This is a genomic window from Mesoplasma grammopterae ATCC 49580, assembly GCF_000701525.1.
Lineage (GTDB): Bacteria > Bacillota_I > Bacilli_A > Mycoplasmatales > Mycoplasmataceae > Mesoplasma > Mesoplasma grammopterae.
The window spans coordinates 30,214-56,185 of the sequence record NZ_JNJC01000004.1 but is presented as its reverse complement, the minus strand read 5'-3'; the positions used below and the strand labels follow the sequence as shown (position 1 = coordinate 56,185).

The window sequence follows — 25,972 nt, the reverse complement described above, 5'->3', positions numbered from 1 at the left end:
ATTTAAGGAGGGTTCAAATTGGACAATATGTTTGAAGGTTTATGATTACTGACAACACAGTTTAGCGCAATCATTATAACCACAATTCTTATTTGTGCTATTTGTATTACTTATAACATTAAAGTGAGAGGACAAGATGAAGATAAGGAATTATCTGGATTAATTGTTATTATAGATATGTTTGTATCTTCAGTTGAAAACTTAGTTATTTCAATTATGGGTAGAAAATATCGTAAATTAACTCCATACTTTTTATACATTTGTTTGTATATTATAGTAGGATCAATGGTTTCGTTACTTGGTTTTGAATCACCATCTTCATCATACACTGTTACTTTATCAATGGCTTTCGTTACTTTTGTGATGATTTATTACTTTGCATTTAGATATCAAAAATGAGCTTATTTAAAAAGATATATAAATCCAATTGAAATATTCACACAATTCACGCCATTGCTTTCTATGTCATTCCGTCTTTTCGGTAACCTTTTAGGGGGTTCAATTATTTTAGGATTAGTGTACGCAATGTTCATTGGTTTCCAAAGTAGTTGAGCACATGGAACAATTAGCTTTGGAGATGAAGGTATGCATTGACCATCATTTGGAATTTGAAATGCTGGTGCACTAGGAGATGAAACTTGAAAAATGCAGTATACATACTGATGATCAGGGGTTAATATTTTCACTAGTGTGATGACACCATTCTTACATATGTATTTTGATATGTTTGATGCTGTTATCCAAGCTGTTGTATTTACAATGTTATCACTTTCATATTGAGCAGAAGGTATGGGAGAAGAACAAGAGTTAACTCATAAAGTTGAGGATAAAAATAGTTCAAAAAAAACTCAGAAATTAAAAAGAATAGAATTACAAAAATAAAAGGAGAATTATATTTATGTTATTTACAGATTACATGGCAAATTTTTTAGTAGGATACTTTAGTGTATTATCAAGTATTATGCCTTTATTAGCAGATGCAACATCAACTGGTGATGGTCTTAAATTATTAGGTGCCGGAGTTGCTATTGTCGGAGTTGCTGGAGCAGGAATCGGACAAGGTGCAGTTGGACAAGGTGCATGTATGGCAATCGGAAGAAACCCAGAAATGGCACCAAAAATTACTTCAACTATGATTATTGCAGCAGGGATTGCAGAATCAGGAGCTATTTACGCATTAGTTGTTGCTATTTTATTAATTTTCGTAGCTTAAGAAATAAAAAGAAAGAAGGGTGTGTTAGATGATATTTTTCGCAGAAACACAAACAGCTGGAGTTCCAGAAATCATAACATCTTTATTTCCTAACTTGCCAAACTTTATTGCGCACGTTATAGCTACAATTGTTTTAGTAGTTATACTATCAAAATTGATGTATAAACCATTTAGAAAAACTATTAAAGATAGAAGAAACAAAATAAATGAATTATTAAGCGAGGCTGTGCAAAAGCAAACAGAAGCAAATATTGGTGTTAGAAAAGCTGAAGCATTATTGCAAGACGCTAAAACAGAATCTTCATTAATCATTCAAACTTCAAAAGTTGATGCTGATATTCAAAAAACTCACATCATCTCTGAAGCTCATAAATACGCTGATATTATTAAGAATCAAGCAGAAAAAGACATTGCTCAAGAAAGATCAAAAATAGAAGCAGAAATTAAAGCAACAATAGTAAATGTTGCATTCGATGCTGCTGAACAAATCTTACAAACAGAAATCAATAAAACAAAAAACAAAAAAATTGTTGATGAATTTATTGAAAACCTAGATAAATAAAATTATGGTTTTAAAAGATAACGTTATTGATAATTGAGCAAATGCTTTAACAAAAATTGCTGTAAAAGAAAACAAAGTTAAAAAAATGTTAGAACAAGCACACGTGCTAATTGAAGTTCTAAAAAATAAAAATGAGTTTGTTGACATTCTTACTTTTAAATCAGCACATGATGAAGAAAAAAGAATAAAAATAATTGATGATACTTTTAGTCAATTTAATATTGATGAAGATATCATGAATGCTTTTAAAATATTAGTTCATATGCAAGCATTTGTAAATGCAAGAGATATTTTAAAAAAATTAAGAGGAAAACTTGTTGAATTAGACAACATGACTTATGGTGTTGTTTGATCTACTGAAGAAATATCAGCAGCTCAAATAAAAGAAATCGAAGAAAAAATGTCTAAAAAAATTAATAAAGAAGTTAAATTAGTTAATAAAATTGACACTAAGTTAATTGCAGGTATTCAAGTAGTTGTTCATAACAAAGTTTATGATGGCTCATTAAGAAGTAAACTTGATGAAATGAAATATCAAGTATTGAAAGAAAAATAGGAGGTTTAATATATGGCATTAAATATTAAAGAAATCTCTGAAGTAATTGAAAAACAAATAAAAAACTATGGTAAAGATATTATCGAAGCTGAGCAAGGTAGTGTTGTTACTATTGGGGATGGTGTTTCTTTAATTTACGGATTAGATAAAGCTTTAATGGGTGAATTGTTAATTTTCCCTAATGATGTTTATGGTATGGTTTTAAGTCTTGAAGAAGGAGCTGTTGGAGCTGTTATTCTTGGAGATTATAAACTTATCAAAGAAGGTGACATTGTTAAACGTACAGGTAAAGTTGTTGAAACACCTGTTGGTGATGCAATGATTGGTAGAGTTGTTAATGCATTGGGACAACCAATTGACAATAATGGACCAATCAAAACTAAAAAATCTAAATCAGTTGAAAGAATAGCAACAGGAGTTATGGCCCGTAAATCAGTTAGTCAGCCTCTAGAAACAGGTATTCTTGGAATTGATGCTTCTATTCCAATTGGAAAAGGGCAACGTGAGTTAATTATTGGAGATCGTCAAACTGGTAAAACAGCTGTAGCAATTGATACAATCATTAACCAAAAAGGTAAAAAAGTTAAATGTATCTATGTATCAATTGGACAAAAAGATTCAACAATTGCACAAGTTGTTGAAAAACTTAAAAAATTTGGTGCAATGGAATATACTACTGTTGTTAATGCAGGAGCTAGTGATTCAGCACCATTACAATATTTAGCACCATATACTGGTGTAACTATTGGTGAAGAATGAATGGAAAATGGAGAAGACGTTTTAATTGTTTATGATGACTTATCAAAACATGCGGTTGCTTATCGTGAAATGTCTCTTCTATTAAGAAGACCACCAGGTCGTGAAGCTTATCCTGGGGATGTATTCTACTTACACTCACGTCTTTTAGAAAGAGCAGCTAGAGTTAATGAAAAATTTGGTGGTGGTTCAATTACTGCTTTACCAATTATTGAAACTCAAGCAAGTGATATTTCAGCATATATTCCAACAAACGTAATTTCAATTACTGATGGTCAAATTTTCTTATCAAGTGATTTATTCATGGCAGGTATTAGACCAGCTATTAATATTGGTCCTTCAGTATCTAGAGTTGGTTCATCAGCACAAATTAAAGCTGTTAAACAAGTTTCAGGAACATTGAAATTGGAATTAGCTCAATACTATGAACTAGAAGCTTTCTCAAAATTTGGTTCAGATTTAGATGAATCAACAAAAGCAACTTTAGATCATGGGGCAAGAATTATCCAAATGTTAGTTCAACGTCAGTATTCACCTTTAAATCAAATTGATGAAGCAATTATTTTATTTGCTATTAAATCTCACTTAATTAAATGAATTCCTTTAGAAAACATTAGAGATTTCAAAACTGAAATAATTACATTCTTTAATAATGAAAAAGATGCAAAAGCTTTAAAAGCTGAATTAACTAAAAAACTTGAATGAAATGCTGATCTTGAAAATGGAATTCAAAAAGAAATTGAAAAATTAGTTGTTAAATTCACTTCTACTTTAAAAAACTACAACCCAACTATTTTTGGGGATGAAAAAGAATTTAAAAAATTAGGTAAGTAATGGCAAATTTAAGTAATTTAAAAACACAAATTTCTAATACACAAGATATCGGTAAAATTACTAACGCTATGCAATTAGTTGCTAGTGCAAAATTACGTCGTATTGGTAAAAAAGTTACAGAGACTCAAGAATATGTATCAGAAGTTTATGCTATTTTTAATGAAATAATTAAACATTCAAGTGAATCAATTTATTTAAAAAATTCTGCTAATGATATTAAAAAAACTTTATGAGTTGTTGTTAACTCAAATTTAGGTTTATGTGGTGGTTATAATGCCAACGTTAATAAATTAGTTATTAGTAATTTCAAAAAAGAAGATCAAATATATGCTATTGGTTCAAAAGCTGTTTCAGCTTACAATAGTAAAAAAATAAAAATTAAAAATGAATGTACTGATGTTGATATTGATTTTTCACCAGCACAAGCAAAACAAATAGGTAATGAATTGTTAAGTTATTACTCAAGTGGAGAATTTAATGAAATTCAAATTGTTTATACTAAGTTTATTAATAACGTAACATTTGAACCTACAAAATTAAGAGTTTTTCCAATTATCAAAGAAGAAACTCAAGAAACATCAAGCAGCTACTATAGCTTTGAGCCAAGTGCTGAAGAAGTTTTAAATAATGCCGTTACTTTATATTTAAGTACAATAATCTTTGGAACAATTGTAGAATCACAAGTCAGTGAACAAGCAAGTAGAAGATTAGCTATGGAAAATGCGACAAATAATGGTAAAGAATTAGAATACAATTTAAGTATTCAATATAATCGTGAAAGACAAGCATCAATTACACAAGAAATATCAGAAATTGTTTCTGGTGCTAATGCTTTAATGGGATAGGAGAAAAATATGGCAGCAAAAAAAACAACAAGTAAAAATACTGTTAATTCAGCAAATGGTTTTGTATTCCAAATTTTAGGACCAGTTGTTGATGTTAAATTTAGCGAAGATAATATTCCTATGATCTATGATGCTTTAGTTGTAGATAATAACGGAGTTGAATTAGTTTTAGAAGTTGAACAACACATGGGTGATGAAGTTGTTAGAACAATTGCGATGGGACCAACTGAAGGATTAGCAAAAGGTCTTCCAGTTATTAATACAAACACTCCAATATTAGCACCAGTTGGTGATGATGTTTTAGGACGTATGTTTAATGTTACAGGGCATGCAATTGATGAAAAACCAGAATTCACAGGTAAAAGAATGCCTATCCACCGTGATGCACCAGCTTATGAAGAATTAATTACTAATGCTGAAATTTTAGAAACAGGAATTAAAGTTATAGACTTAATGATTCCATTTGCTAAAGGTGGAAAAATTGGATTATTCGGTGGAGCCGGAGTTGGTAAAACAGTTTTAATTCAAGAATTAATTAACAATATTGCTAAAGCTCACAGTGGGGTTTCAGTTTTCGCTGGAGTTGGTGAAAGAACTCGTGAAGGGAATGACCTTTATCATGAATTCATTGAAGCTGGAGTTTTAGATAAAACAAGTTTAGTATTCGGACAAATGAATGAACCACCAGGTGCACGTATGCGTGTTGCATTAACAGGTTTAACAATTGCTGAGCACTTTAGAGATGAAAAAAACATGGACGTATTATTATTCATTGATAATATTTTCAGATTTACACAAGCAGGTAGTGAAGTTAGTGCCTTATTAGGACGTATGCCTTCAGCTGTTGGATATCAACCAACTTTATCTACAGAAATGGGTTCACTACAAGAACGTATTACTTCAACGAATAAAGGATCAATTACATCAGTTCAAGCAGTTTATGTTCCAGCTGATGACTTAACTGACCCAGCACCTGCAACAACATTTACACACTTAGATGCAAAAATTGTTCTTGACCGTTCAATTGCAAGTTTAGGAATCTATCCTGCAGTTGATCCACTTTCATCTTCATCAAGAATGTTAGATCCAGAAATTATTGGAGAAGAACATTACAATGTAGCTTTAGGCGTTCAAGGAACTCTACAAAAATACCAAGATTTACAATCAATCATTGCAATTTTAGGTATGGATGAATTAAGTACAGAAGATAAACTAATTGTGCAAAGAGCACGTAAAATAAGAAACTTCTTATCTCAATCATTCTTTGTAGGAGAAAAATTTACAGGTCGTCCTGGACAATATGTAAAAGTATCTGACACAGTAAGATCATTTAAAATGATTCTTGACGGTGAAATGGATGACATTCCAGAAATCTTGTTCTTATACAAAGGAACAGCTGAAAATGTTATTCAAGCATATAACGAAACAAAAGTTAAAAATAAAAAGTAGGTGAATTTAAATGGCAATTAATTTAATAATTACTACTCCAAATGGTAAATTTATAGATAATAAAAAAGTTGATATTATTAACTTGAAAACTATTGATGGAGATATTGGGGTATTAGGAAATATGTCGCCTTTGGTTACAGCTTTAAAAATTGGTAATATGAATTTTAAAGTTAATAATCAAACTCATTGAATTCACTTACATAGAGGCCTAGCAATAATTAACGCAACAGAATGTAAGATAATTACAGAAAGATTATATTTGGTAAACGAAAATGGTACTAAAATACCAACACCAGATAAATTAGATTAATTAAAAACTTTATCTCTTTTTAAGAAATAAAGTTTTTTTGTATTTTTAGGAACATAATTAAATAAAAGGAGAACACATTATGAGTAAAATATATGAAGCAATAGTAACTAATACAGGAGGAAGAGCTGGAGAAGTTATTTCATCTGATGGAAAATTTAATTTAAAGATTTCATCACCTACATTAAATTTAGAAGGTACAACAAACCCAGAGCAATTATTTGCAGCAGGATATAGTTCATGCTTTAATGGAGCATTACAAGCTGTAATGGCTAAAAATAAAGTTTCATTTAAAACAAATGTAACTGCTAAAGTAGCATTACACAATAATGGAGAATTAAACTTTAATATATCAGTTGAGTTACAAGTTGAAATTTTAGAAGCAGATAAAGAAGTTGCTGAAAAATTGATGCATGAGGCTGATTTGGTATGTCCTTATTCAAAAGCGTTAAAAAACAATGTAGAAGTTACATTAAGTTTAAAATAACAATAAAAATGAACACCCCACAAGGTGTTCATTTTTTATCTAATAATCTTTATAATGTTTTGTTGTTTTTCATTTTCAGTTGAAATAATAAAACTTTTTTTAGCTCTTTCAATTCAATCATTGTTAATGTCAAAGTTTGTGTAGAAAGTTAAAACAACATCACCAGTTTTTACAACATCACCAGTTTTTTTATTTAAATATATTCCAGCAGAGAAATCTATTAAGTCCTCTTTTGTTTTTCTACCAGCTCCAAGATCCATTGAAAGTAAACCTATAGTTTCAGCATCTTGTGAAATGATGTAACCATCTTTTTCAGCAATCACTTCAATTTTATTCTTAGTTGTAAAATTTTGATCATAGTTTTTTATTAATTCAAAATTTCCACCTTGAGCTTTAACAAACTCTTTCAAGAAATGTGCACATTCACCAGTTTCTAGTTTTTTATAACAATCAGTTATAGCATCTTCTAATTTATCAAAAATTCCTAAGTCAGTTAAAGTTAACGCAGCAGCTGTACAAACAACTTCTTTTAAATCTTCTGGACCATTGTTATTTAAAGTATCTCAAGCTTCCTTAACTTCAATCGCATTTCCTATAGCTTTTCCTAAAGGTTTTTGCATATCAGTAAGAAGAATTGAAACTTTTCTATTATACCCGTGCCCAATAGTAATCATTTCGTTTGCTAGTTTTTCAGCAATATCTACATTTTTCATAAATGCGCCAGCTCCAACTTTAACATCTAGAATTAAACTGTCACTATCGATCACTAATTTTTTACTCATAATAGAAGCAGCAATTAAAGGAATAGAATCAACAGTTCCAGTAACATCTCTTAGCGCATACATTTTTTTATCAGCAGGAACAATATCATCTGACTGACCTGTGATGCTCATTCCAACTTCATTAATTGTTTTAATGAATTTTTCTTTAGATAATTCACTTGTTCAGCCTTTACATGACTCTAATTTATCAATAGTTCCACCAGTTACTCCAAGTCCTCTACCAGAAAGTTTACAAACCTTTACTCCATAACTTGCAACTAATGGACTATATACTAAACTTGTTTTATCTCCAACTCCACCAGTTGAATGCTTATCAGCTTTTAAACCTGTAACCTCACTGACATCATAAACATATCCTGATTCAACATAAGATTGGGTTAATGCTAAAGTTTCTGCTTTGGTCATTCCATTAAAATAAACTGCCATAGCAAAAGCAGCCATTTGATAATCTGTTACATTATTTTTAACATAACTGTTTATCAATCATTTAATTTCTTCAGCTGATAATTCTATTGAATGTTTCTTTTTTTCTATAATTTCACTAAAACTGTAGTTCATAAGTCTCCTTTTGTAAGAGTGTACAATATTTACACCATTACTCTTTCTACTATATTATAATAGAATAGACATATAAAAAACATAAGGAGTACAAATGGTTTTTGATAAAAATAACAAAGTTTATGGTGAATGAATAAATAACCAAAAATTGGATGATGAGTTGAAAAGCCTTTTAGTAAATGCTACTGATGATGAATTGCATGCAGCATTTGAAGGAATAGAGTTAGAATTTGGAACAGCAGGGATAAGAGGTATTCTTGGAGCAGGACCTGGACGTTTTAATGTTTACACTGTTAAAAAAGTTACTATTGCATTTGCAGAATTATTAAAACAAAATTACCCAAACAGATTGAATGACGGAATAGTTGTTGGTCATGATAACCGTCATAATTCTAAACAGTTTGCAAAAGTTGTAGCCGAAGTTTTATCAAGCTTTGGGATTAAAGCATATTTATTTAAAGAAAATGAAATGATGCCTACACCTGTTGTTTCATATGCAACTAAATTTTTAAACTGTATTGGAGGTATTGTAATAACAGCATCACATAATCCTTCAGAATATAACGGTTATAAAATATATGATCCATACGGATGTCAATTGCAAGATGAACAAACAGCAATTATTGCAAAAAGAATGGATGAAATTACAGACATTTTAAATTGAGAATATAAAATAAATGATTCGCTAATAGAAACAGTTAACGAAAATGTTATTAAAGCATATGTAGATATGATTAAAAATCTTGAATTCTACAAAAAAGAGCAAGAAGCTAAAAAAGATTTAAAAATTATTTTTAGCGCAGTTAATGGAACAGGAACTAAATTTACCCCAAAAATATTACGTGAATCAGGATACAACGTTATTGAGGTTGAAGAGCATGCATTTGAAGATGAAACATTTAAAAATGTTGTAAATCCAAATCCAGAATTTGATCCTGCATGAAAAATACCTCTTGAATATGGTATTAAACATGATGCAGATATTATTATTATGAATGACCCAGATGCTGACAGATTTGGAATGGCAATAAGACATGATGGTCATTTTATAAGATTAGATGGAAACCAAACAGGACCAATTTTAATCGATTGAAAATTATCAAATTTAAAACGCTTAAATAGCATTCCAAAAAATCCGGCTTTATATTCAAGTTTTGTAACAAGTGATTTAGGTGATAGAATCGCTCATGAAAAATATGGAGTTAATATTGTAAAAACTTTAACTGGATTTAAATGAATGGGTAGAGAAATTGCTAAAGAAGTAGATAACGGATTAAATTTTGTTTTTGCTTATGAAGAAAGTTATGGATATGTAATTGATGACTCAGCTAGAGATAAAGATGGAATACAAGCTTCTATATTAATAGCAGAGGCTGCCTGATTTTATAAAAAACAAAATAAAACATTAGTAGACTATCTAGAAGATTTATTTAAAGAAATGGGTGCATATTACACTTTTACTTTAAACTTGAATTTCAAACCAGAAGAAAAGAAATTAAAAATTGAACCATTAATGAAATCATTGAGAGCAACACCCTTAACTCAAATTGCTGGACTTAAAGTTGTTAATGTTGAAGACTACATCGATGGAATGTATAATATGCCAGGACAAGATTTACTAAAATTTTATTTAGATGATAAGTCATGATTTGCTGTTCGCCCAAGTGGAACTGAACCTAAACTAAAAATTTATTTTATAGGTGTTGGTGAATCTGTTGAAAATGCTAAAGTTAAAGTAGACGAAATTATTAAAGAATTAAAATTAAAAATGAATATATAGGAGAATAAAATGAAACTAAATAAATATATAGATCACACATTATTAAAACAAGATGCTACAAAAGCTGAAATTAAACAATTATGTGATGAAGCAATTGAATTTGATTTTGCAACAGTTTGTGTAAATTCATATTGAACAAGTTATTGTAAAGAATTATTAAAAGGTACAAATGTAGGAATCACAAATGTTGTAGGTTTTCCTCTAGGTGCATGTACAACAGCTACAAAAGCATTCGAAGTTTCTGAAGCAATTAAAGATGGTGCAACAGAAATTGATATGGTATTAAATATTGGTGCATTAAAAGACAAAAATTATGAATTAGTTTTAGAAGACATGAAAGCTGTAAAAAAAGCTGCTGGATCACATGTTGTTAAATGTATTATGGAAAATTGTTTATTAACAAAAGAAGAAATCATTAAAGCTTGTGAAATAGCTGTTGAAGCTGGATTAGAATTTGTTAAAACATCAACAGGATTTTCAAAATCAGGTGCAACATTTGAAGATGTTAAACTAATGAAGTCAGTTGTTAAAGATAATGCTTTAGTTAAAGCCGCTGGTGGAGTTAGAACATTTGAAGATGCTCAAAAAATGATTGAAGCAGGAGCTGACCGCTTAGGAACAAGTGGTGGAGTAGCTATTATTAAAGGTGAAGAAAACAACGCGAGTTACTAAAACTAGCGTTTTTTTATTTTGTTCATTCTTATTAAAAGTTTGCAAAAAAGAACATAAAAATACTTATTATCGATACTAAAGTTATTAAAAAGAGGATTTTGGTTGATTTTATAAAGGTCATAGAATATAATATTTTAGCATGTGTATTTTGTGTGCTCATTTACAACACACCGGTAAGGGTTGTTGATGAATGAAAAAATTATTAAAAATGGAGGTTACAATGGCAGAACAAAAAATGAGAATAAAACTAAAAGGCTATGATCACGCAATTATCGATCAAAGTATTTTAAAAATTATTGAAGCTGCTGAAGGAACTGGGGCAAAGGTTAGAGGACCTATCCCATTACCAACAGATAAACAAGTGATTACCATCTTAAGAGCTGTTCACAAGTATAAAGACTCACGTGAACAATTCGAAATGAGAACACACAAAAGATTATTAGAGATTTTAAATCCAACACCAACTACAATGGACGTATTAAAAAGAGTTCAATTACCAAGTGGTGTAGATATCGAAATCAAGTTATAAAAAAATACAAATACAAAATTAAGTAACGAAATATACATGATTATCAATTAGGAGGATAAAAAGATGAAAGGAATCTTAGGACGTAAAGTTGAAATGACTCAAGTTTTTACAGCTAACGGGAAATTAGTACCAGTTACTGTAGTTGAAGTTCAACCAAACACTATCTTACAAGTTAAAACTCTTGACACAAATGGTTACGTTGCTACTCAATTAGGAGTATTCGACAAAAGAGAAAACTTAGTAAACAAACCTGAATTAGGACAATTCAAAAAAGCTAACTCAGTTCCTAAGCGCTTCGTAAAAGAGATCAGAAACATGGAAGGGTTTGAAGTTGGATCAGTAATTTCAGCATCAGACATTTTCGAAACTGGTCAATACGTTGACGTTACAGGAATTTCAAAAGGAAAAGGATTTGCGGGAGCAATCAAAAGACATAACTACTCAAGAGGACCAATGGCTCACGGGTCAGGTTACCACCGTGGTATAGGTTCAATGGGAGCTATTATCAACCGTATTTTCAAATCTAAAAAAATGGCAGGTCACATGGGACATGTTAAACGTACAGTTCAAAACTTAGAAGTAATTGCAATCGATAACAACATAATGTTAGTTAAAGGTTCAATTCCAGGACCAAACAAAGGATTTGTTACAATCAAAGCCAATGTTAAAGGTTTATCAAACACACAAGCAGCAGAATTATTAGTAAGAAACGCACCAGTAGCTACTGAAGCTCCAATCGAAGCACCAGTAGTTGAAGAAGTTGTTTCAACAGAAGAGTAATAGGAGACAAGTATGGAATTAAAAGTATTAAACGTCCAAGGACAAGAAGTTAAAACAATTTCATTAAACGATAGCGTTTGAAATGTGGCACCACATAAACAAGCTATTTATGACACTGTTATTTCACAACAAGCTGCTTTAAGACAAGGAACTAAAAAAACTAAAACTCGTGCTGAAGTACGTGGTGGTGGTAAAAAACCTTGAAGACAAAAAGGAACTGGACGTGCACGTCAAGGATCAATTAGAGCACCACACTGAAGAGGTGGAGGGGTTACTTTTGGTCCAACACCTGATATTAACTACAAGAAATCAGTAAACAAAAAAGTAAGAGCATTAGCATTTAAATCAGCATTATCAATTAAAGCTAGTGAACAAAATCTTGTAATCGTTGATAAATTTGATTTCGCTAAACCATCAACAAAAGAAATGATTAGCGTAATGAAAAATTTACAAATTGATGATCAAAAAACATTAATCATTACTAAAGAAAATGAAGAATTAGTAATTAAATCTTCAAGTAACATTAAAGGGGTAAAAACTTTACCATCAATCAAATTAAACGTATTTGATATCTTAAATGCAGCTAAATTAGTTATGACAGAAGAAGCTGCAATGGCTGTTGAGGGGGTATACGCATAATGCATTTAACAGAAGTAATTAAAAAACCTGTGTTAACTGAAAAATCATTTTTAGGTCACGCAAACGGTGTATATACTTTCTTAGTAGACAGAAGAGCTAATAAAGTTCAAATTAAAAAAACATTCGAAGAAATCTTTGAAGTAAAAGTTGAATCAGTAAGAACAATGAATTACGATGGAAAAGAAAAAAGAATGGGTAGATTTGTTGGAAAAACAAATAACTACAAAAAAGCAATCATCACTTTAAAAGATGGTGAAACATTAGACATTTTAAGCGATTTATAGAAAAAACCTAGCCCATAGGCGACAAATATTATAAATCAAAAATAAAAAAGCTATAGAAAGGGATATTATGGCAATTAAAAAATATAAACCTACGACAAACGGTCGTAGAAATATGACTAGTATTGATTACAAGGCAACTTTAACAACAAGTACTCCTGAAAAATCATTATTAGCTGCTAAAAACTCTAAAGCCGGACGTAACAACCGTGGTTTAATTACTACACGTCACAAAGGTGGAGGACATAAACAAAAATACAGAATTATTGACTTTAAACGTAATAAAAGAGATGTTGCTGGAACAATCGCTACAATCGAGTACGATCCAAACAGAAACGCATTTATTTGTTTAGTTAATTACTTAGATGGAGAAAAACGTTACATCTTATTTGCAAAAGGAATGACAGTTGGAATGAAAATTGTTGCTTCAGAACATGCAGATATTAAAGTTGGAAATGCAGCTCCATTAAAAAACATTCCTGAAGGGACATTAATTCACAATGTTGAATTAAAACCTGGAAAAGGTGGACAAATGGCTAGAAGTGCTGGAACATCAGTACAAATCTTAGGAAAAGATGATGACGGTAAATATGTAACTTTACGTTTAACATCTGGAGAAGTAAGAAAAGTTTTAGCTGATTGTTACGCAACAATTGGAGAAGTTGGAAACGAAGAATACAACTTAGTTAATTGAGGAAAAGCTGGACGTAACCGTTGAAGAGGTATTCGTCCAACAGTTCGTGGTTCAGTAATGAACCCTAACGATCACCCACATGGGGGAGGGGAAGGGCGTACTCCAATCGGACGTAAGAGCCCAGTTACTCCATGAGGTAAAAAAGCTCTTGGTGTTAAAACAAGAAACACTAAGAAACCATCAGAGAAACTTATTGTAAGAAAGCGTAATGCTAAGAAATAGGGAAGGAGAATAGAAGACATGGCAAGATCATTAAAAAAAGGACCATTTGTAGACGAAAACTTATTTAAAAAAGCTGAAGTTGCAAAAGATGGAGAAGTTATAAAAACTTGATCACGTAGATCAACTATTTTCCCTGAATTCATCGGTAAAACTTTCGGAGTATACAATGGTAAAGAATTTATTCCCGTGTACGTAACAGAAGATATGGTTGGGCACAAATTAGGAGAATTTGCCCCAACTCGTAAATTCGGTGGTCACGGAGACGACAAAGGTAAGAAATAGAAGAGGTAGGATGACAATATGGAAGCAAAAGCTTATTTAAATATGATTCGTATCTCTCCTAGAAAAGTTAGATTAGTAGCAGATACAATCAGAAACAAACCAGTTGCAGCCGCAATTGCAACATTATACAACTTAGATAAAAGATCAGCTGAGCCAGTATTAAAATTATTAAACTCAGCAATCGCAAACGCAGTTAACAACAATGGAATGGACGCAGATAAATTATTTGTTAAAACTATTTTTGTTAACGAAGGACCAACTTTAAAACGTTTTAGACCAAGAGCTCATGGTAGAGCATACGAAATTTTAAAAAGAACATCACACGTAACAATTATTGTTAGTGATGAAAGAATATAGGAAGGACGAGAAGAATATATGGGACAAAAAGTATCACCTAATGTTTTACGTTTAGGAATCGTTAGAGATTGAGAAGACACTTGATATGCTGAAAAAGATCAATACGTTAAATGATTAGATCAAGATATCAAAATCCGTGAAGGAGTTCTTAAATTATTAAAAGATGCAGCTGTATCAAAAATTAAAATTGAAAGAACAAACTCAAACATTACTTTAATCATTAGAACTGCTCGTCCAGCTATCGTGCTTGGTCAAGAAGGTAAAAATGTTTCAAATATCGCAACAGCAGTTCAAAAAATTGCTAAAGATAGAAACTTAAAAGTTGAAGTTAAAGTAATTGAAGTAAAAAACCCTGATGCAGATGCAACATTAGTTGCAAGATGAATCGGAGAACAAATTACAAACCGTGCTTCATTTAGAACAGTTCAAAAATTAGCTATTAGAAAAGCTTTAAAAGCAGGAGTTAAAGGAATCAAAACTTCTGTAAGTGGACGTTTAGGTGGAGTTGAAATGGCTCGTACAGAAGGGTACATCGAAGGATCAGTACCTCTATCTACATTAAGAGCAGACATTGATTATGCTTTATATGAAGCTCCAACTACATATGGACAAATTGGTGTTAAAGTTTGAATTAATCATGGTGAAGTTATCGGAGGTCAAAGCCAAAGAGTTTCTGAAAAAGCACCAATGAATAATGACAGAAGATTCAACAACAAAAACAACAACAGAGGGGGACGTAAATAATGTTATTACCAAAAAGAACCAAATATCGTAAACCTCATAAAGTTAGTTTTAAAGGAAAAGCAAAAGGAGCTAAAACAATCAACTTTGGTGAATATGGATTAATGTCTCTTGACGGAGCATGAATCGATAACCGTCAAATTGAAGCGGCTCGTATTGCTATGACACGTTATATGAGACGTGATGGAAAAGTTTGAATGAGAATTTTCCCACACATTTCAATGTCAAAAAAACCTGCTGAAGTTAGAATGGGATCTGGAAAAGGGAACCCTGAAAAATGAGTAGCAGTTGTAAAAGAAGGAACAGTTATGTTTGAAATTGCTGGAGTTAGTGAAGAAACTGCAAGAGAAGCTTTACGTCTTGCAATGCACAAATTACCAGTTCGTTGCAAATTCGTTAAAAGAGGTGAAGAATAATGGCAAATAAATTAATGGATGAAATTAGAGCGCTTTCAGTAGAACAATTATTAGAAAGAAACGAAGCTAAAAAAGCTGAGTTATTCGCATTAAAATTCCAAGCTGCTGTTGGAAGTTTAGAACAAACACACCGTATTAAAGAAATTAAAAAAGAAATTGCAAGAATTCAATTAGTAATAGCTGAAAAAGCTAAAGCTGGTGAAGAAGTAAACAAAACTGTTAAAACAAACTATAACCAAGCTGTAACTGAAGCTGAAAAAGCTGGTAAAGAAGTTAGAGCAAAACAACGTAAAATGATCGAAGAATTACAAGCACAATATGAAAACAACAGTGCAAGTAATGATGACGCTATTGCAGAAGCTATGGCTAATGCAATAGTTGAAGAACAAAATGATGTAAACGAAGGAGAAACTAAATAATGGAAAGAAATAGTAGAAGAATACTAGTTGGTAAAGTTGTATCTGACAAAATGGATAAAACAATTACTGTATTAGTTGAAACTTACAAAAACCACCCAATCTACAAAAAACGTGTTAAGTATTCTAAAAAATATAAAGCACACGACGAACAACAAGTTGCTAAAATAGGGGACAAAGTTCAAATTATGGAAACACGTCCTTTATCAAAAACAAAAAACTTCAGATTAGTAAAAGTAGTAGAAAAAGCTGTTTTATAGGAGATAAAGAGATATGATTCAAACATTATCAAAATTAAAAGTAGCAGATAACTCAGGTGCTAAAGAAGTTCGTGTTATTCGTAATTTAGGTGGATCAGTTAGAAAGTTTACAGGAATTGGAGACATCATCGTTTGTTCAGTTCAATCAGCAACTCCAGGAGGAGCTGTTAAAAAAGGTCAAGTTGTTAAAGCTGTTATTGTTAGAACTACTAGAGAATTAAAAAGAGAAGATGGTACATACATTCGTTTCTCAGAAAATGCTGTAGTAATTATTAAAGAAGATAAATCACCACGTGGAACTCGTATTTTCGGTCCAATTGCACGTGAAATTAAAGAAGCTGGATTTGCAAAAATCGCATCTCTAGCTCCAGAAGTATTATAGGAGGAACCAGAGAATGAGCAAATCAAAAATCTTAGTAGGTGACGTGGTTAAAGTTATCGCTGGTTCACACAAAGGTGAATTAGGACCAATCACTTGAATATCAAAAGACAAAAAATGAGTATCAGTACAAGGAATTAACTCTTTAAAACATGTTAAACCTTCACAAACTGACTCAGAAGGTGGAATTAAAGAAGTTCCATCAAAAATTAATTTATCAAACGTAGCATTACAAGATCCTAAAAACAAAGATGGTATTTCAAAAGTGGGATACCAAATTGAAGATGGTAAAAAAGTTAGAATTGCAAAAAAATCTAACTCACCATTAAAAAAGGCAAGTAAATAAGAAAGGGACATGAAGAAATGAAATCAAGATTAGAAACTAGATATACTGAACAAATTGCTCCTGAATTATTTAAAGAATTAGGATATAAATCAGTAATGCAAGTTCCAAAACTTACAAAAATCGTTATCAACATGGGAGTTGGAGAAGCTACAACTGATCCAAAAAAACTTGATGCAGCTGTTGTTGAATTAGAACAATTAACTGGTCAAAAACCATTAGTAACAAAAGCAAAAAAATCATTAGCTGTATTTAAATTAAGAGAAGGAATGCCAATTGGTACAAAAGTAACTTTAAGAGGGAAAAAGATGTATGACTTCTTAGACCGTCTTACAAATGTTGCTTTACCACGTGTGCGTGACTTCAGAGGGGTTCCAAAAACTTCATTTGATGGATTTGGAAACTACACAATGGGAATTAAAGAACAAATTATTTTCCCAGAAATTGATTATGATAAAGTTCAAAAACTACGCGGAATGGATATCACAATTGTAACTACTGCAAAAACAAACGAGGAAGCATACAAATTATTAGAAAAATTTGGAATGCCTTTCGCTAAATAATAAAGGGGATTAGGAATAAATGGCTAAAAAATCATTAAAAGTTAAACAAGCTAAACACCAAAAGTTTGGCGTAAGAAACTACACTAGATGTAATAACTGTGGTAGACCACATGCTGTGCTTAAAAAATTTGGAATTTGTCGTCTATGCTTTAGAAAATATGCATACGAAGGTCAAATCCCAGGGATTAGAAAAGCTTCTTGATAATAGGAAATAGAAAGAGTAAAGGAAATAAAAAATGACAACAGACGTAATCGCAGATATGTTAACTAGAATCCGTAATGCAAACCAAAGAATGTTAAAAACTGTTAACATTCCTTCATCAAAAATGAAATTGGAAATTGCAAACATCTTAAAAGAAGAAGGATTCATTTCAAGCTTCACTGTTGAAGGTGAAGTTAAAAAAACTATTACTATTGAATTAAAATATCAAGGAAAACAAAGAGTAATCTCAGGACTTAAAAAGATCTCTAAACCAGGTCTTAGAGTATATGCACCAGCAAACGAAATCCCACAAGTATTAAACGGTTTAGGAATTGCAATAGTTTCAACATCACAAGGAATCATGACAGGAAAACAAGCTCGTCTATCAAACATTGGTGGAGAAGTATTGGCTTTCGTCTGATAATAGGAGGTAGAGGTAAAATATGTCACGTATAGGAAACAGAATTTTAACTATCCCTGCAGGTGTTGAAGTTAGTGTTGCATCAGACAACACAGTTACAGTAAAAGGGTCAAAGGGAACTTTAACTCAAAAATTCGCAGAAGTTATCACAATCAAAGTTGAAGGAACAGATCTTTCAACAACAAGAGCTAATGAAATTAAACATACAAAACAATTACACGGAACAACAAACTCATTATTACAAGGTATGTTAATCGGTGTAAGTGAAGGGTTCAAAAAAACTCTTGACATTAACGGGGTTGGATATAGAGCAGCTTTAGCTGGAAGTAAATTAAATCTTTCACTAGGATACTCACATCCAATTGAATACACAATTCCTCAAGGAATTACAGTAGAATGTCCAAAACCAACTCAAATCATTATTTCAGGTATTGATAAACAAGTTGTAGGACAAGTTGCAGCAGAAATTAGATCATACAGAAGACCAGAACCTTATAAAGGTAAAGGAATTAAGTACTCAGATGAAATCATTATTAGAAAAGAAGGGAAAGCAGCTGGTAAATAATATCAGAGCTTAAGGTTATAGAATTATGAAACATACTAAACAAGAAGCAAGAAAAAGAAGACATTACCGTGTTAGAAGTAAAATTTCTGGAACTCCTGCTAAACCAAGATTAAATGTTTTCAAATCAAACACTAATTTCTACGCACAAATAATCGACGACACAACTGGAACAACTTTAGTTTCAGCATCATCATTAAACTTGGGATTAAAATCAGGAAACATTGAAGCAGCTAAAAAAGTTGCTGAAGAAATCGCTAAATTAGCAATTGCAAAAAGCATTGTTGATGTAGTATTTGACCGTGGTGGATACTTATACCATGGTAAAGTAAAAGCTTTTGCTGAAGCAGCAAGAGAAAACGGATTGAAATTCTAGAAAGGTAAAGAGTGAGAAATATGGAAAATAAAACAGAAGTAGTAGTAGCTGAAAACGCTAACAATCAAACTCAACCTGAAAGAAAAAAGTTTGATAGAAAACCAAACCGTCGTCCTCAGGGACCAAGACAATTCCAAAAAGATGATTTTGAAGAAAAAGTAGTAACAATTAGACGTGTTACTAAAGTTACAAAAGGTGGACGTCACTTTAGATTCGCAGCAGTTGTTGTTGTTGGAGATAAAAAAGGTCAAGTTGGTTTAGGAACAGGAAAAGCAAACGAAGTTCCTGAAGCAATTAAAAAAGCTGTTAAAGAAGCTAAAAAGAATTTAATTAGAGTTTCTTTAAGAGGAACAACTGTTCCTCATGAAGTGATCGGTCACTTTGGTGCAGGTCAAGTTCTAATTAAACCAGCTAAACCTGGTACTGGAGTTATTGCCGGTGGACCAGCTCGTGCTGTTATTGAATTAGCAGGTATTGCAGACGTTTATGCTAAATCATTAGGTAGAAACAATCCAATCAATATGATTAGAGCTACAATCGATGGTTTATCATCAATGCATACAGCTAAAAAAGTAAATGACTTAAGATTTGGAAAACCAGTTGTTAAAACTGAAAAACCAAAAGTAGAAGAAACTAAATAGGAAAGGAGCATACAAATTATGAAATTACATGAATTAAAATATACTGAAGGTAGCAAAAAAGACGTTACTAGAGTAGGTAGAGGTATGGCTTCTGGAAAAGGGAAAACTTCTACAAGAGGTCATAAAGGACAAAACTCACGTTCAGGTGGTGGAGTTCGTGTAGGATTCGAAGGGGGACAAACTCCTTTATACAGAAGACTACCAAAAATTGGATTCACTTCTCCAAACCAAAAAGAATACGTTATTCTTAATCTTTCAGATTTAGAAAGATTAAATTTAGCATTAATTGATCATAAAGTTTTAGTTGAACAAAAAATTATCAAAAACGAAAAACAATTAGTAAAAGTTTTAGGTAAAGGTTCAATTACTTCAGCAATTAATGTAAAATTAAACAAAGTTTCAAAATCAGCTCAAGCTGAAATTGAAAAACTTGGAGGAAAAGTAGAGGTGATTTAATATGGCAAAGAAGTTCGCTAAAAAAAGCAAACAATATTCAGCCAAAAAATCACAAAGTAATAATAGCGATTTAAAAACTGGCAACTTCTTTATTAAAAATAAAGATATTCTAGGTAGAATCGCTTTTACTTTATTATTATTAGTGATTATTAGAATTGGAGTATATATAACAGTACCTGGTATCAGATTAACTTCTGATTATCAAAATGCTATTAACAATTCACAGTTCTTTCAATTACTTTCAACTTTAGGGGGAGGTACTATTGGAAGATTCTCGATTCTAGCATTAGGGGTATCTCCTTATATTACTGCTTCCATTATTGTTCAGTTGCTTTCAACTGATGTTGTTCCTATCTTAACTAGATGAAATAAATCTGGTGAAAGAGGGAGAAAGAAATTAGATAAATTAACAAAAGTATTAATGATTCCATTTGCTTTAATGCAAGGAATTGCAACGATATTTACACTTCAACAACAAGGTGTTATTGAACCTGGTTGATCAAGTGATAATGTATTAGCATCTCCAGCATTTTACTATGTATTAGTACCACTTGTTATGTTAGCTGGTTCATACTTTATGTTATGAATTGCTGATCAAATTACAATCAAAGGTGTTGGTAATGGTATTTCAATAGTTATTTTTATTGGTATTATTGTTCAATTACCTAACCAAATAAAAGCTACATATGATTTCTGAATACCTTCAAATGAAAGTATTAACGTTTTCTTTGACGGGATAATTAAGTTTTCTATTTATATGTTAGTTTTCTTTGTTGTTATATTCTCTGTTGTACTTATGAATGAAGCGGAACGTAAAGTACCTATTCAGCAGACCGGTAGTGGTTTAATTGATTCAAAAGATCATACACCATATCTACCATTAAAACTGAATAATGCCGGGGTTATACCAGTTATCTTTGCATCTGCATTGATATCAACCCCGATTACAATTGCACAAATTATTGACCCAACAGCTAGCACGTCTACCGTTGATTCGGCAAATGCATTTGTAAGGTTTACACAACATTATCTTTCATTTAATACGTGATGAGGAATTGGAATATTTGCTGTAATGATTGTATTATTTACATTCTTATATGCCCAAGTTCAAATTAATCCTGAAAAAATAAGTGAGAACTTTCAAAAATCAGGAACTTTCATACCTGGGATTAAACCTGGAAAAGATACAACAAATTTCTTAAAAGGAACTATTAATAGATTGTCATTATTTGGTGCTATATTCTTAGCTGCAATTGCTGCATTGCCATATGTTATATCTAAATTGACTAATTTACCAAGTCAGTTAGCTATTGGGGGAACCGGTTTAATTATTTGTATATCGGTTGCCATTCAAACAACACAACAATTACAAGGAAGAATTACACAACACAAATTTATTGAAAGCAAAAAACAAAATTTTACTGAAGAAGCCTCAACAAATTCTTCAAGTCATATTTGATAAAAGACTATCAGTAGTCTTTTTTCTTTTGGTTTAAACCTATTTTTAGATATAATATAATTGTTATGAAAGAGGTAAAGATGACTGAAAAACAAAATGTATTTAAGGAATTATTAAAACTTAAAGATAATTCTTATAGCCCTTATTCAAATTTTAAAGTGGCTTGTTTAATCTATTTAAACAACAATGAAATCATTAAAGGTGTAAATGTTGAAAATGCAGCATATCCTGCAACTATATGTGCAGAAAGAACCGCATTGTCTCAAGTTTATTCTTTGGGTTATAAAAAAGAAGATATAAAATCTTTAGAGTTATATACTGATTCTGAAAGTTTGGGATCACCTTGTGGAGTTTGCCGTCAAGTTATTTCTGAATTAGTGAATTGAACTACACCAATTTCAATTTACAACAAAAATGGGTTTCAATTAGAAACAAATATAAATGAATTATTACCGCATGCTTTTGAGCCTGCACAACTTATTAAATAAAAGGAGAGAAAATATGAATATTATGTTATTAGGAGCACCTGGTTCAGGTAAAGGAACTTTGGCAGAAAAATTAATCAAGAACCAAGGATTTAATCAAATGTCAACAGGAGATTTGATGCGTAAAGAAATCAATGATAAAACACCTTTAGGAATCGAATGTGCAAGATATATGAATGAAGGTAGATTAGTACCTGATGAAGTTACAATGGGTATTGTAAAAAACTTTTTACAAGATAATCATAATCAATTAATTTTTGATGGAATTCCAAGAACATTAAACCAAGCTAAAATTTTAGAAGAAAACTTAATTGAACTAAATGCAAAAATAGATAAAGTTATATATATTGATGTTCCAAGTGAAATTTTATTAAACAGAATAAGTGGAAGATTAGTTTGTCCAAAATGTAAAGTTAGTTACCACATAATTAGCAGAAAACCAAAATTAGAAGGAATTTGTGATAATGATGGAACTGAACTAGTTCGTAGACCAGATGATGCTCCAGAAAAAGTTAAAGTTAGACTTGAAGCATATGCAAATGAAACAGCACCACTAGTAGATTACTATAAAAATAAACCTGGATTTATTCATATTGTAGATAATGCAAACACAACTGCTGAAGAAGTTTATGCAGAAGTTTTAGGAGCTTTATAGATGGCTGTTACAATAAAATCACCTCAAGAAATTGAAAAAATGCGTGTTGCTGGCCAAGTTTTGGCACAAGCTATTGACATGTTAAAATCAATGATAAAAGTAGGTGTAAATTGTTTAGATTTGGATAAAGAATTTGAAAAATTTATTACTGAAAAAGGATGTAAATCTAATTTTAAAAATTATCATGGATACCCAAAAACTATTTGTGTATCAATCAATGAGCAATTAGTCCACGGAATTCCTCAAGATAGAATTTTAGAAGAAGGAGATATAGTTTCTGTTGATACAGGGTGTATTTTCGAAGGATATCATGCTGATAGTGCATTTAGTATGATAGTTGGCATTGCAAAAGATACAAAACATGATATACTATTAAAAGTCACTGAAGAATGTCTGGATTTAGCTATTGAAGCTTTAGCCCCAGGGGTTCGTATTGGTACTATTGGAAGCATAATTCAAAACCATGCAGAAAGTTTTGGTTTTGGAGTTCCAAGAGACTATACTGGACACGGAATTGGAACAGAAATGCATGAAGATCCTTTTATACCAAATTATGGTAAAAAAGATACAGGAATGCGTTTGCAAGCGGGAATGGTAATTTGCATTGAACCTATGATTCAAATGGGTACTTTCAAAACTAAACTTGCAGCAGATAATTGAACAGTTCTTTCAGCTGACAAGAGTATGACTGCTCACTTTGAACACACTATCTTAATTACTGATAGTGGTTATGAAGTATTAACTAAATCAAAAAGATAGGAGTTGTAGTTTATGGCAAAAGAAGCAGAAATGGAATTTGAAGGTACGGTTGTAGAAGTATTGCCTAATGCAAAATTCAAAGTACAACTGGAAAACGACATTGTTATTGATGCACACGTGTCAGGTAAAATCCGAATGCATTACATTCGCATCTTACCTGGAGATAAAGTAACAGTCGTGATATCACCTTATGATATGACACGTGGAAGAATTACATATAGAAAAATTGCTAAAAAAGCAGAAGTGTAATTATAAAAAAATCGACTTAAGTCGATTTAAATTGTTTAAATACAAAAGAACAAATACGGAGGTTACAGATGAAAGTAAGATCATCAGTCAAAAAAATTTGCGACAAATGTCGTGTTATTAGACGTAAAGGCCGCGTAATGATTATTTGTGCACAACCAAAGCACAAACAAAGACAAGGTTAATTAGTCTAAATATAAAATTATTAAAAATAAATTTTATTTAAGAAAGGAATTAGAGATATGGCTCGTATTAGTGGAGTAGAAATCCCAAACGAAAAAAGAGTTGTAATTTCATTAACATACATTTATGGTATTGGATTATCAACATCTCAAAAAGTTTTATCTAAATTAAACATCAGTGAAGATGTTCGTACAAGAGATTTAACTGAAGAACAAATTAAAGCAATTTCTACAGAAATTTCAAACTTCAAAGTTGAAGGGGAATTACGTAGAGAAGTATCATTAAACATCAAACGTTTAATGGAAATAGGATGTTACAGAGGATTAAGACACCGTAAAGGATTACCTGTAAGAGGGCAATCTTCAAAAACAAACGCAAGAACTGTTAAAGGTCCAAGAAAAACTGTAGCTAACAAGAAAAAATAGAAGGTAGAAGGAGATTACAAAAATGGCAAAACCAAAAACAAATAATACAAAAAAACGTATTAAGAAAAATATCCCAAAAGGTATCGCTCATATTCACTCTACTTTTAACAATACAATTGTTACTATTAGTGATGAAAAAGGAAACGTACTTTCTTGATCAAGTGCTGGAGCAATCGGGTTCAAAGGTTCTAAAAAATCTACACCTTATGCTGCACAAATGATTTCAGAAGCAGCTGCTAAGGGTGCAATGGATCAAGGTGTTAAATCAGTTCAAGTTGAAGTAAAAGGTCCAGGTCCAGGTCGTGATGCTGCTGTTAGAGCATTAACAATCGTTGGAATGGAAGTAACTTCAATTAAGGATTGTACACCAATCCCTCATAATGGAGTTCGTCCTAAAAAACGTCCAAGAAAATAATTATAGAACAAAGGAGTTTTAGCGAATGAAACAATTTAATAAACCAGAATTCGGAATTGTAAAAGAATCACCAAATAAATTTTACGGTAAGTTTGAAGCAGCTCCTCTTGAAAGAGGATTTGCTGTAACTTTAGGTAATGCATTAAGAAGAACATTATTATCATCAACACCTGGAGCAAGTGTTTTCGCAATTAAAATTGCAGGAGCACAACACGAATTTACTTCAATCTCAGGTATTGAAGAAAATGTAACTCGTATAGTTCTTAACATTAAAAAATTAATTTTAAGAATTGATAGCGCGATTTACAATGACGATGAAACTGTTGAACTAAAAGTAGGTACATCTACAATTGGTCCAGTTACTGCAGGAAGCTTAGTTTTACCAGCAGGAGTAGAGGTTTTAAATAAAGACCTAGTTATTGCAAACGTTGCTGAAGGTGGTAATTTAGATTTAGTATTATATGCTAAAAACTCAAGAGGTTACAAAACTTTCAAAGAAAACAAAGAATTAAAAGATGTAGTACCAGGAATGATTACAATCGATTCAAACTACTCACCAATTATCAAAGTTGCTTATGGATCAACTCCAATCAACTTAGGTAAAGCGCAAGATTTTGAAAAATTAATCTTAGAAGTAGAAACAGATGGATCAATCTTAGCATCAGATGCTGTTTCATTAGCATCAAAAATTCTAATTTCACACTTTGATGTATTCACTACTTTAGCTGAAGAAGCAGAAGAAGTTGCAATTATGGGTGTTGAAACTGTTGAAGAAAAAGAGTTAGACAAACCTGTTGAAGAATTAGAGTTTACTCAAAGAAGTTTAAACTGCTTAAAACGTGCTGGAATCAGTACATTAAGAGAATTAGTTTCTAAAACTGAAGATGAAATTCAAGATATTAGAAATTTAGGACGTAAGTCATTAAAAGAAATTAAAGATAAAGTTGCGGCTTTAGAATTAACATTCAAACAAAATTAAGATTA

The 25,972-nt window shown here is 31.4% G+C and carries 41 protein-coding genes; 40 read left to right on the top strand and 1 reads right to left on the bottom strand.

Annotated elements, in window-relative coordinates; translation table 4 throughout:
- The first annotated feature begins 27 nt into the window (after positions 1–27).
- The 9 genes from T314_RS0101835 (at position 28) to T314_RS0101795 (ending at position 7,009) form a co-directional block, all read left to right on the top strand.
- Complete coding sequence (locus tag T314_RS0101835) at positions 28–882, top strand: F0F1 ATP synthase subunit A (protein WP_029511931.1); 855 nt, start codon at positions 28–30, stop codon at positions 880–882.
- Positions 883–961: 79 nt separating this feature from the next.
- Complete coding sequence (atpE, locus tag T314_RS0101830) at positions 962–1,213, top strand: ATP synthase F0 subunit C (RefSeq protein WP_411710702.1); 252 nt, start codon at positions 962–964, stop codon at positions 1,211–1,213.
- 28 nt (positions 1,214–1,241) lie between these two features.
- Positions 1,242–1,775: a F0F1 ATP synthase subunit B gene (gene atpF, locus T314_RS0101825; RefSeq protein ID WP_029511929.1), complete on the top strand. Its 534-nt coding sequence runs from the start codon at positions 1,242–1,244 to the stop codon at positions 1,773–1,775.
- Between the two features lie 4 nt (positions 1,776–1,779).
- Positions 1,780–2,331: a F0F1 ATP synthase subunit delta gene (locus tag T314_RS0101820; protein WP_011183009.1), complete on the top strand. Its 552-nt coding sequence runs from the start codon at positions 1,780–1,782 to the stop codon at positions 2,329–2,331.
- Between the two features lie 12 nt (positions 2,332–2,343).
- Complete coding sequence (gene atpA, locus T314_RS0101815; RefSeq protein WP_029511928.1) at positions 2,344–3,921, top strand: F0F1 ATP synthase subunit alpha; 1,578 nt, start codon at positions 2,344–2,346, stop codon at positions 3,919–3,921.
- On the top strand, positions 3,921–4,766 hold the full coding sequence (gene atpG, locus T314_RS0101810; protein WP_029511927.1) for an ATP synthase F1 subunit gamma: 846 nt from the start codon (positions 3,921–3,923) through the stop codon (positions 4,764–4,766). Before atpA ends, atpG begins: the two co-directional genes overlap by 1 nt.
- 9 nt (positions 4,767–4,775) lie before the next feature.
- The gene (atpD, locus tag T314_RS0101805; RefSeq protein ID WP_029511926.1) at positions 4,776–6,215 is read left to right on the top strand and encodes a F0F1 ATP synthase subunit beta; all 1,440 of its coding nucleotides are present in this window, start codon (positions 4,776–4,778) and stop codon (positions 6,213–6,215) included.
- A 10-nt stretch (positions 6,216–6,225) separates the two neighbouring features.
- Positions 6,226–6,525: a hypothetical protein gene (locus tag T314_RS0101800; protein WP_011183013.1), complete on the top strand. Its 300-nt coding sequence runs from the start codon at positions 6,226–6,228 to the stop codon at positions 6,523–6,525.
- A 79-nt stretch (positions 6,526–6,604) separates the two neighbouring features.
- A complete protein-coding gene (locus T314_RS0101795; protein WP_029511925.1) occupies positions 6,605–7,009 on the top strand; it encodes an organic hydroperoxide resistance protein in 405 nt (134 codons plus the stop codon).
- Positions 7,010–7,044: 35 nt separating this feature from the next.
- Here the strand turns inward: T314_RS0101795 and T314_RS0101790 are convergent, their stop codons facing one another.
- Positions 7,045–8,349: a thymidine phosphorylase gene (locus T314_RS0101790; protein WP_029511924.1), complete on the bottom strand. Its 1,305-nt coding sequence runs from the start codon at positions 8,347–8,349 to the stop codon at positions 7,045–7,047.
- Positions 8,350–8,443: 94 nt separating this feature from the next.
- On the opposite strand from T314_RS0101790, the gene T314_RS0101785 reads away from it, so the two are divergent.
- The 31 genes from T314_RS0101785 (at position 8,444) to T314_RS0101640 (ending at position 25,967) form a co-directional block, all read left to right on the top strand.
- Positions 8,444–10,129: a phospho-sugar mutase gene (locus tag T314_RS0101785; RefSeq protein WP_029511923.1), complete on the top strand. Its 1,686-nt coding sequence runs from the start codon at positions 8,444–8,446 to the stop codon at positions 10,127–10,129.
- Positions 10,130–10,138: 9 nt separating this feature from the next.
- Complete coding sequence (gene deoC / locus T314_RS0101780; RefSeq protein WP_029511922.1) at positions 10,139–10,801, top strand: deoxyribose-phosphate aldolase; 663 nt, start codon at positions 10,139–10,141, stop codon at positions 10,799–10,801.
- Positions 10,802–11,021: 220 nt separating this feature from the next.
- Positions 11,022–11,330 (top strand): 30S ribosomal protein S10, encoded by a 309-nt coding sequence (rpsJ, locus tag T314_RS0101775; protein WP_011183019.1) that lies wholly within the window; start codon positions 11,022–11,024, stop codon positions 11,328–11,330.
- 63 nt (positions 11,331–11,393) lie between these two features.
- On the top strand, positions 11,394–12,110 hold the full coding sequence (gene rplC, locus T314_RS0101770; RefSeq protein ID WP_029511921.1) for a 50S ribosomal protein L3: 717 nt from the start codon (positions 11,394–11,396) through the stop codon (positions 12,108–12,110).
- Between the two features lie 12 nt (positions 12,111–12,122).
- The gene (rplD, locus tag T314_RS0101765) at positions 12,123–12,749 is read left to right on the top strand and encodes a 50S ribosomal protein L4 (protein ID WP_029511920.1); all 627 of its coding nucleotides are present in this window, start codon (positions 12,123–12,125) and stop codon (positions 12,747–12,749) included.
- Positions 12,749–13,033, top strand: a complete 285-nt coding sequence (rplW, locus tag T314_RS0101760) for a 50S ribosomal protein L23 (RefSeq protein WP_011183022.1) — start codon at positions 12,749–12,751, stop codon at positions 13,031–13,033. The genes rplD and rplW overlap by 1 nt, the downstream gene beginning before the upstream one ends.
- Positions 13,034–13,100: 67 nt before the next feature.
- Positions 13,101–13,946 (top strand): 50S ribosomal protein L2, encoded by an 846-nt coding sequence (gene rplB, locus T314_RS0101755; protein ID WP_029511919.1) that lies wholly within the window; start codon positions 13,101–13,103, stop codon positions 13,944–13,946.
- An 18-nt stretch (positions 13,947–13,964) separates the two neighbouring features.
- Positions 13,965–14,228 (top strand): 30S ribosomal protein S19, encoded by a 264-nt coding sequence (gene rpsS / locus T314_RS0101750; protein WP_011183024.1) that lies wholly within the window; start codon positions 13,965–13,967, stop codon positions 14,226–14,228.
- 18 nt (positions 14,229–14,246) lie between these two features.
- Complete coding sequence (rplV, locus tag T314_RS0101745; RefSeq protein WP_011183025.1) at positions 14,247–14,585, top strand: 50S ribosomal protein L22; 339 nt, start codon at positions 14,247–14,249, stop codon at positions 14,583–14,585.
- Between the two features lie 18 nt (positions 14,586–14,603).
- Positions 14,604–15,329, top strand: a complete 726-nt coding sequence (gene rpsC, locus T314_RS0101740) for a 30S ribosomal protein S3 (RefSeq protein ID WP_011183026.1) — start codon at positions 14,604–14,606, stop codon at positions 15,327–15,329.
- Positions 15,329–15,742, top strand: a complete 414-nt coding sequence (gene rplP / locus T314_RS0101735) for a 50S ribosomal protein L16 (protein WP_011183027.1) — start codon at positions 15,329–15,331, stop codon at positions 15,740–15,742. The genes rpsC and rplP overlap by 1 nt, the downstream gene beginning before the upstream one ends.
- Entirely contained in the window at positions 15,742–16,161 is a 420-nt protein-coding gene (gene rpmC / locus T314_RS04165; RefSeq protein ID WP_029511918.1) for a 50S ribosomal protein L29, read from the top strand. The genes rplP and rpmC overlap by 1 nt, the downstream gene beginning before the upstream one ends.
- The gene (gene rpsQ / locus T314_RS0101725) at positions 16,158–16,418 is read left to right on the top strand and encodes a 30S ribosomal protein S17 (protein ID WP_029511917.1); all 261 of its coding nucleotides are present in this window, start codon (positions 16,158–16,160) and stop codon (positions 16,416–16,418) included. Before rpmC ends, rpsQ begins: the two co-directional genes overlap by 4 nt.
- 13 nt (positions 16,419–16,431) lie before the next feature.
- Positions 16,432–16,800 (top strand): 50S ribosomal protein L14, encoded by a 369-nt coding sequence (rplN, locus tag T314_RS0101720; protein ID WP_011183030.1) that lies wholly within the window; start codon positions 16,432–16,434, stop codon positions 16,798–16,800.
- 13 nt (positions 16,801–16,813) lie between these two features.
- Positions 16,814–17,143, top strand: coding sequence for a 50S ribosomal protein L24 (gene rplX, locus T314_RS0101715; protein ID WP_011183031.1), 330 nt, complete (start codon positions 16,814–16,816; stop codon positions 17,141–17,143).
- A gap of 17 nt (positions 17,144–17,160) precedes the next feature.
- Positions 17,161–17,703 (top strand): 50S ribosomal protein L5, encoded by a 543-nt coding sequence (rplE, locus tag T314_RS0101710; RefSeq protein ID WP_011183032.1) that lies wholly within the window; start codon positions 17,161–17,163, stop codon positions 17,701–17,703.
- 19 nt (positions 17,704–17,722) lie between these two features.
- Positions 17,723–17,908, top strand: coding sequence for a type Z 30S ribosomal protein S14 (locus tag T314_RS0101705; RefSeq protein ID WP_011183033.1), 186 nt, complete (start codon positions 17,723–17,725; stop codon positions 17,906–17,908).
- Positions 17,909–17,939: 31 nt separating this feature from the next.
- Positions 17,940–18,329 (top strand): 30S ribosomal protein S8, encoded by a 390-nt coding sequence (rpsH, locus tag T314_RS0101700; protein WP_011183034.1) that lies wholly within the window; start codon positions 17,940–17,942, stop codon positions 18,327–18,329.
- 19 nt (positions 18,330–18,348) lie between these two features.
- Complete coding sequence (gene rplF, locus T314_RS0101695) at positions 18,349–18,891, top strand: 50S ribosomal protein L6 (RefSeq protein ID WP_029511916.1); 543 nt, start codon at positions 18,349–18,351, stop codon at positions 18,889–18,891.
- A gap of 25 nt (positions 18,892–18,916) precedes the next feature.
- Positions 18,917–19,264, top strand: coding sequence for a 50S ribosomal protein L18 (gene rplR, locus T314_RS0101690; protein ID WP_029511915.1), 348 nt, complete (start codon positions 18,917–18,919; stop codon positions 19,262–19,264).
- Positions 19,265–19,284: 20 nt separating this feature from the next.
- Entirely contained in the window at positions 19,285–19,905 is a 621-nt protein-coding gene (gene rpsE, locus T314_RS0101685) for a 30S ribosomal protein S5 (RefSeq protein WP_029511914.1), read from the top strand.
- Between the two features lie 18 nt (positions 19,906–19,923).
- Positions 19,924–20,361 (top strand): 50S ribosomal protein L15, encoded by a 438-nt coding sequence (gene rplO / locus T314_RS0101680; RefSeq protein WP_011183038.1) that lies wholly within the window; start codon positions 19,924–19,926, stop codon positions 20,359–20,361.
- Position 20,362: 1 nt separating this feature from the next.
- Positions 20,363–21,823, top strand: a complete 1,461-nt coding sequence (gene secY, locus T314_RS0101675; protein ID WP_029511913.1) for a preprotein translocase subunit SecY — start codon at positions 20,363–20,365, stop codon at positions 21,821–21,823.
- A gap of 77 nt (positions 21,824–21,900) precedes the next feature.
- On the top strand, positions 21,901–22,308 hold the full coding sequence (gene cdd / locus T314_RS0101670; RefSeq protein WP_011183040.1) for a cytidine deaminase: 408 nt from the start codon (positions 21,901–21,903) through the stop codon (positions 22,306–22,308).
- 13 nt (positions 22,309–22,321) lie between these two features.
- On the top strand, positions 22,322–22,960 hold the full coding sequence (locus T314_RS0101665; RefSeq protein WP_029511912.1) for an adenylate kinase family protein: 639 nt from the start codon (positions 22,322–22,324) through the stop codon (positions 22,958–22,960).
- Entirely contained in the window at positions 22,961–23,719 is a 759-nt protein-coding gene (gene map / locus T314_RS0101660) for a type I methionyl aminopeptidase (protein ID WP_029511911.1), read from the top strand. It abuts the gene before it with no gap.
- A 12-nt stretch (positions 23,720–23,731) separates the two neighbouring features.
- Entirely contained in the window at positions 23,732–23,968 is a 237-nt protein-coding gene (gene infA / locus T314_RS0101655; RefSeq protein WP_011183043.1) for a translation initiation factor IF-1, read from the top strand.
- Positions 23,969–24,036: 68 nt separating this feature from the next.
- Positions 24,037–24,150: a 50S ribosomal protein L36 gene (rpmJ, locus tag T314_RS03825; protein WP_011183044.1), complete on the top strand. Its 114-nt coding sequence runs from the start codon at positions 24,037–24,039 to the stop codon at positions 24,148–24,150.
- Positions 24,151–24,207: 57 nt separating this feature from the next.
- A complete protein-coding gene (gene rpsM / locus T314_RS0101650) occupies positions 24,208–24,573 on the top strand; it encodes a 30S ribosomal protein S13 (RefSeq protein ID WP_011183045.1) in 366 nt (121 codons plus the stop codon).
- Positions 24,574–24,595: 22 nt separating this feature from the next.
- Complete coding sequence (rpsK, locus tag T314_RS0101645; protein ID WP_011183046.1) at positions 24,596–24,988, top strand: 30S ribosomal protein S11; 393 nt, start codon at positions 24,596–24,598, stop codon at positions 24,986–24,988.
- A 25-nt stretch (positions 24,989–25,013) separates the two neighbouring features.
- The gene (locus tag T314_RS0101640; RefSeq protein WP_029511910.1) at positions 25,014–25,967 is read left to right on the top strand and encodes a DNA-directed RNA polymerase subunit alpha; all 954 of its coding nucleotides are present in this window, start codon (positions 25,014–25,016) and stop codon (positions 25,965–25,967) included.
- The last annotated feature ends 5 nt before the right edge of the window (positions 25,968–25,972 follow it).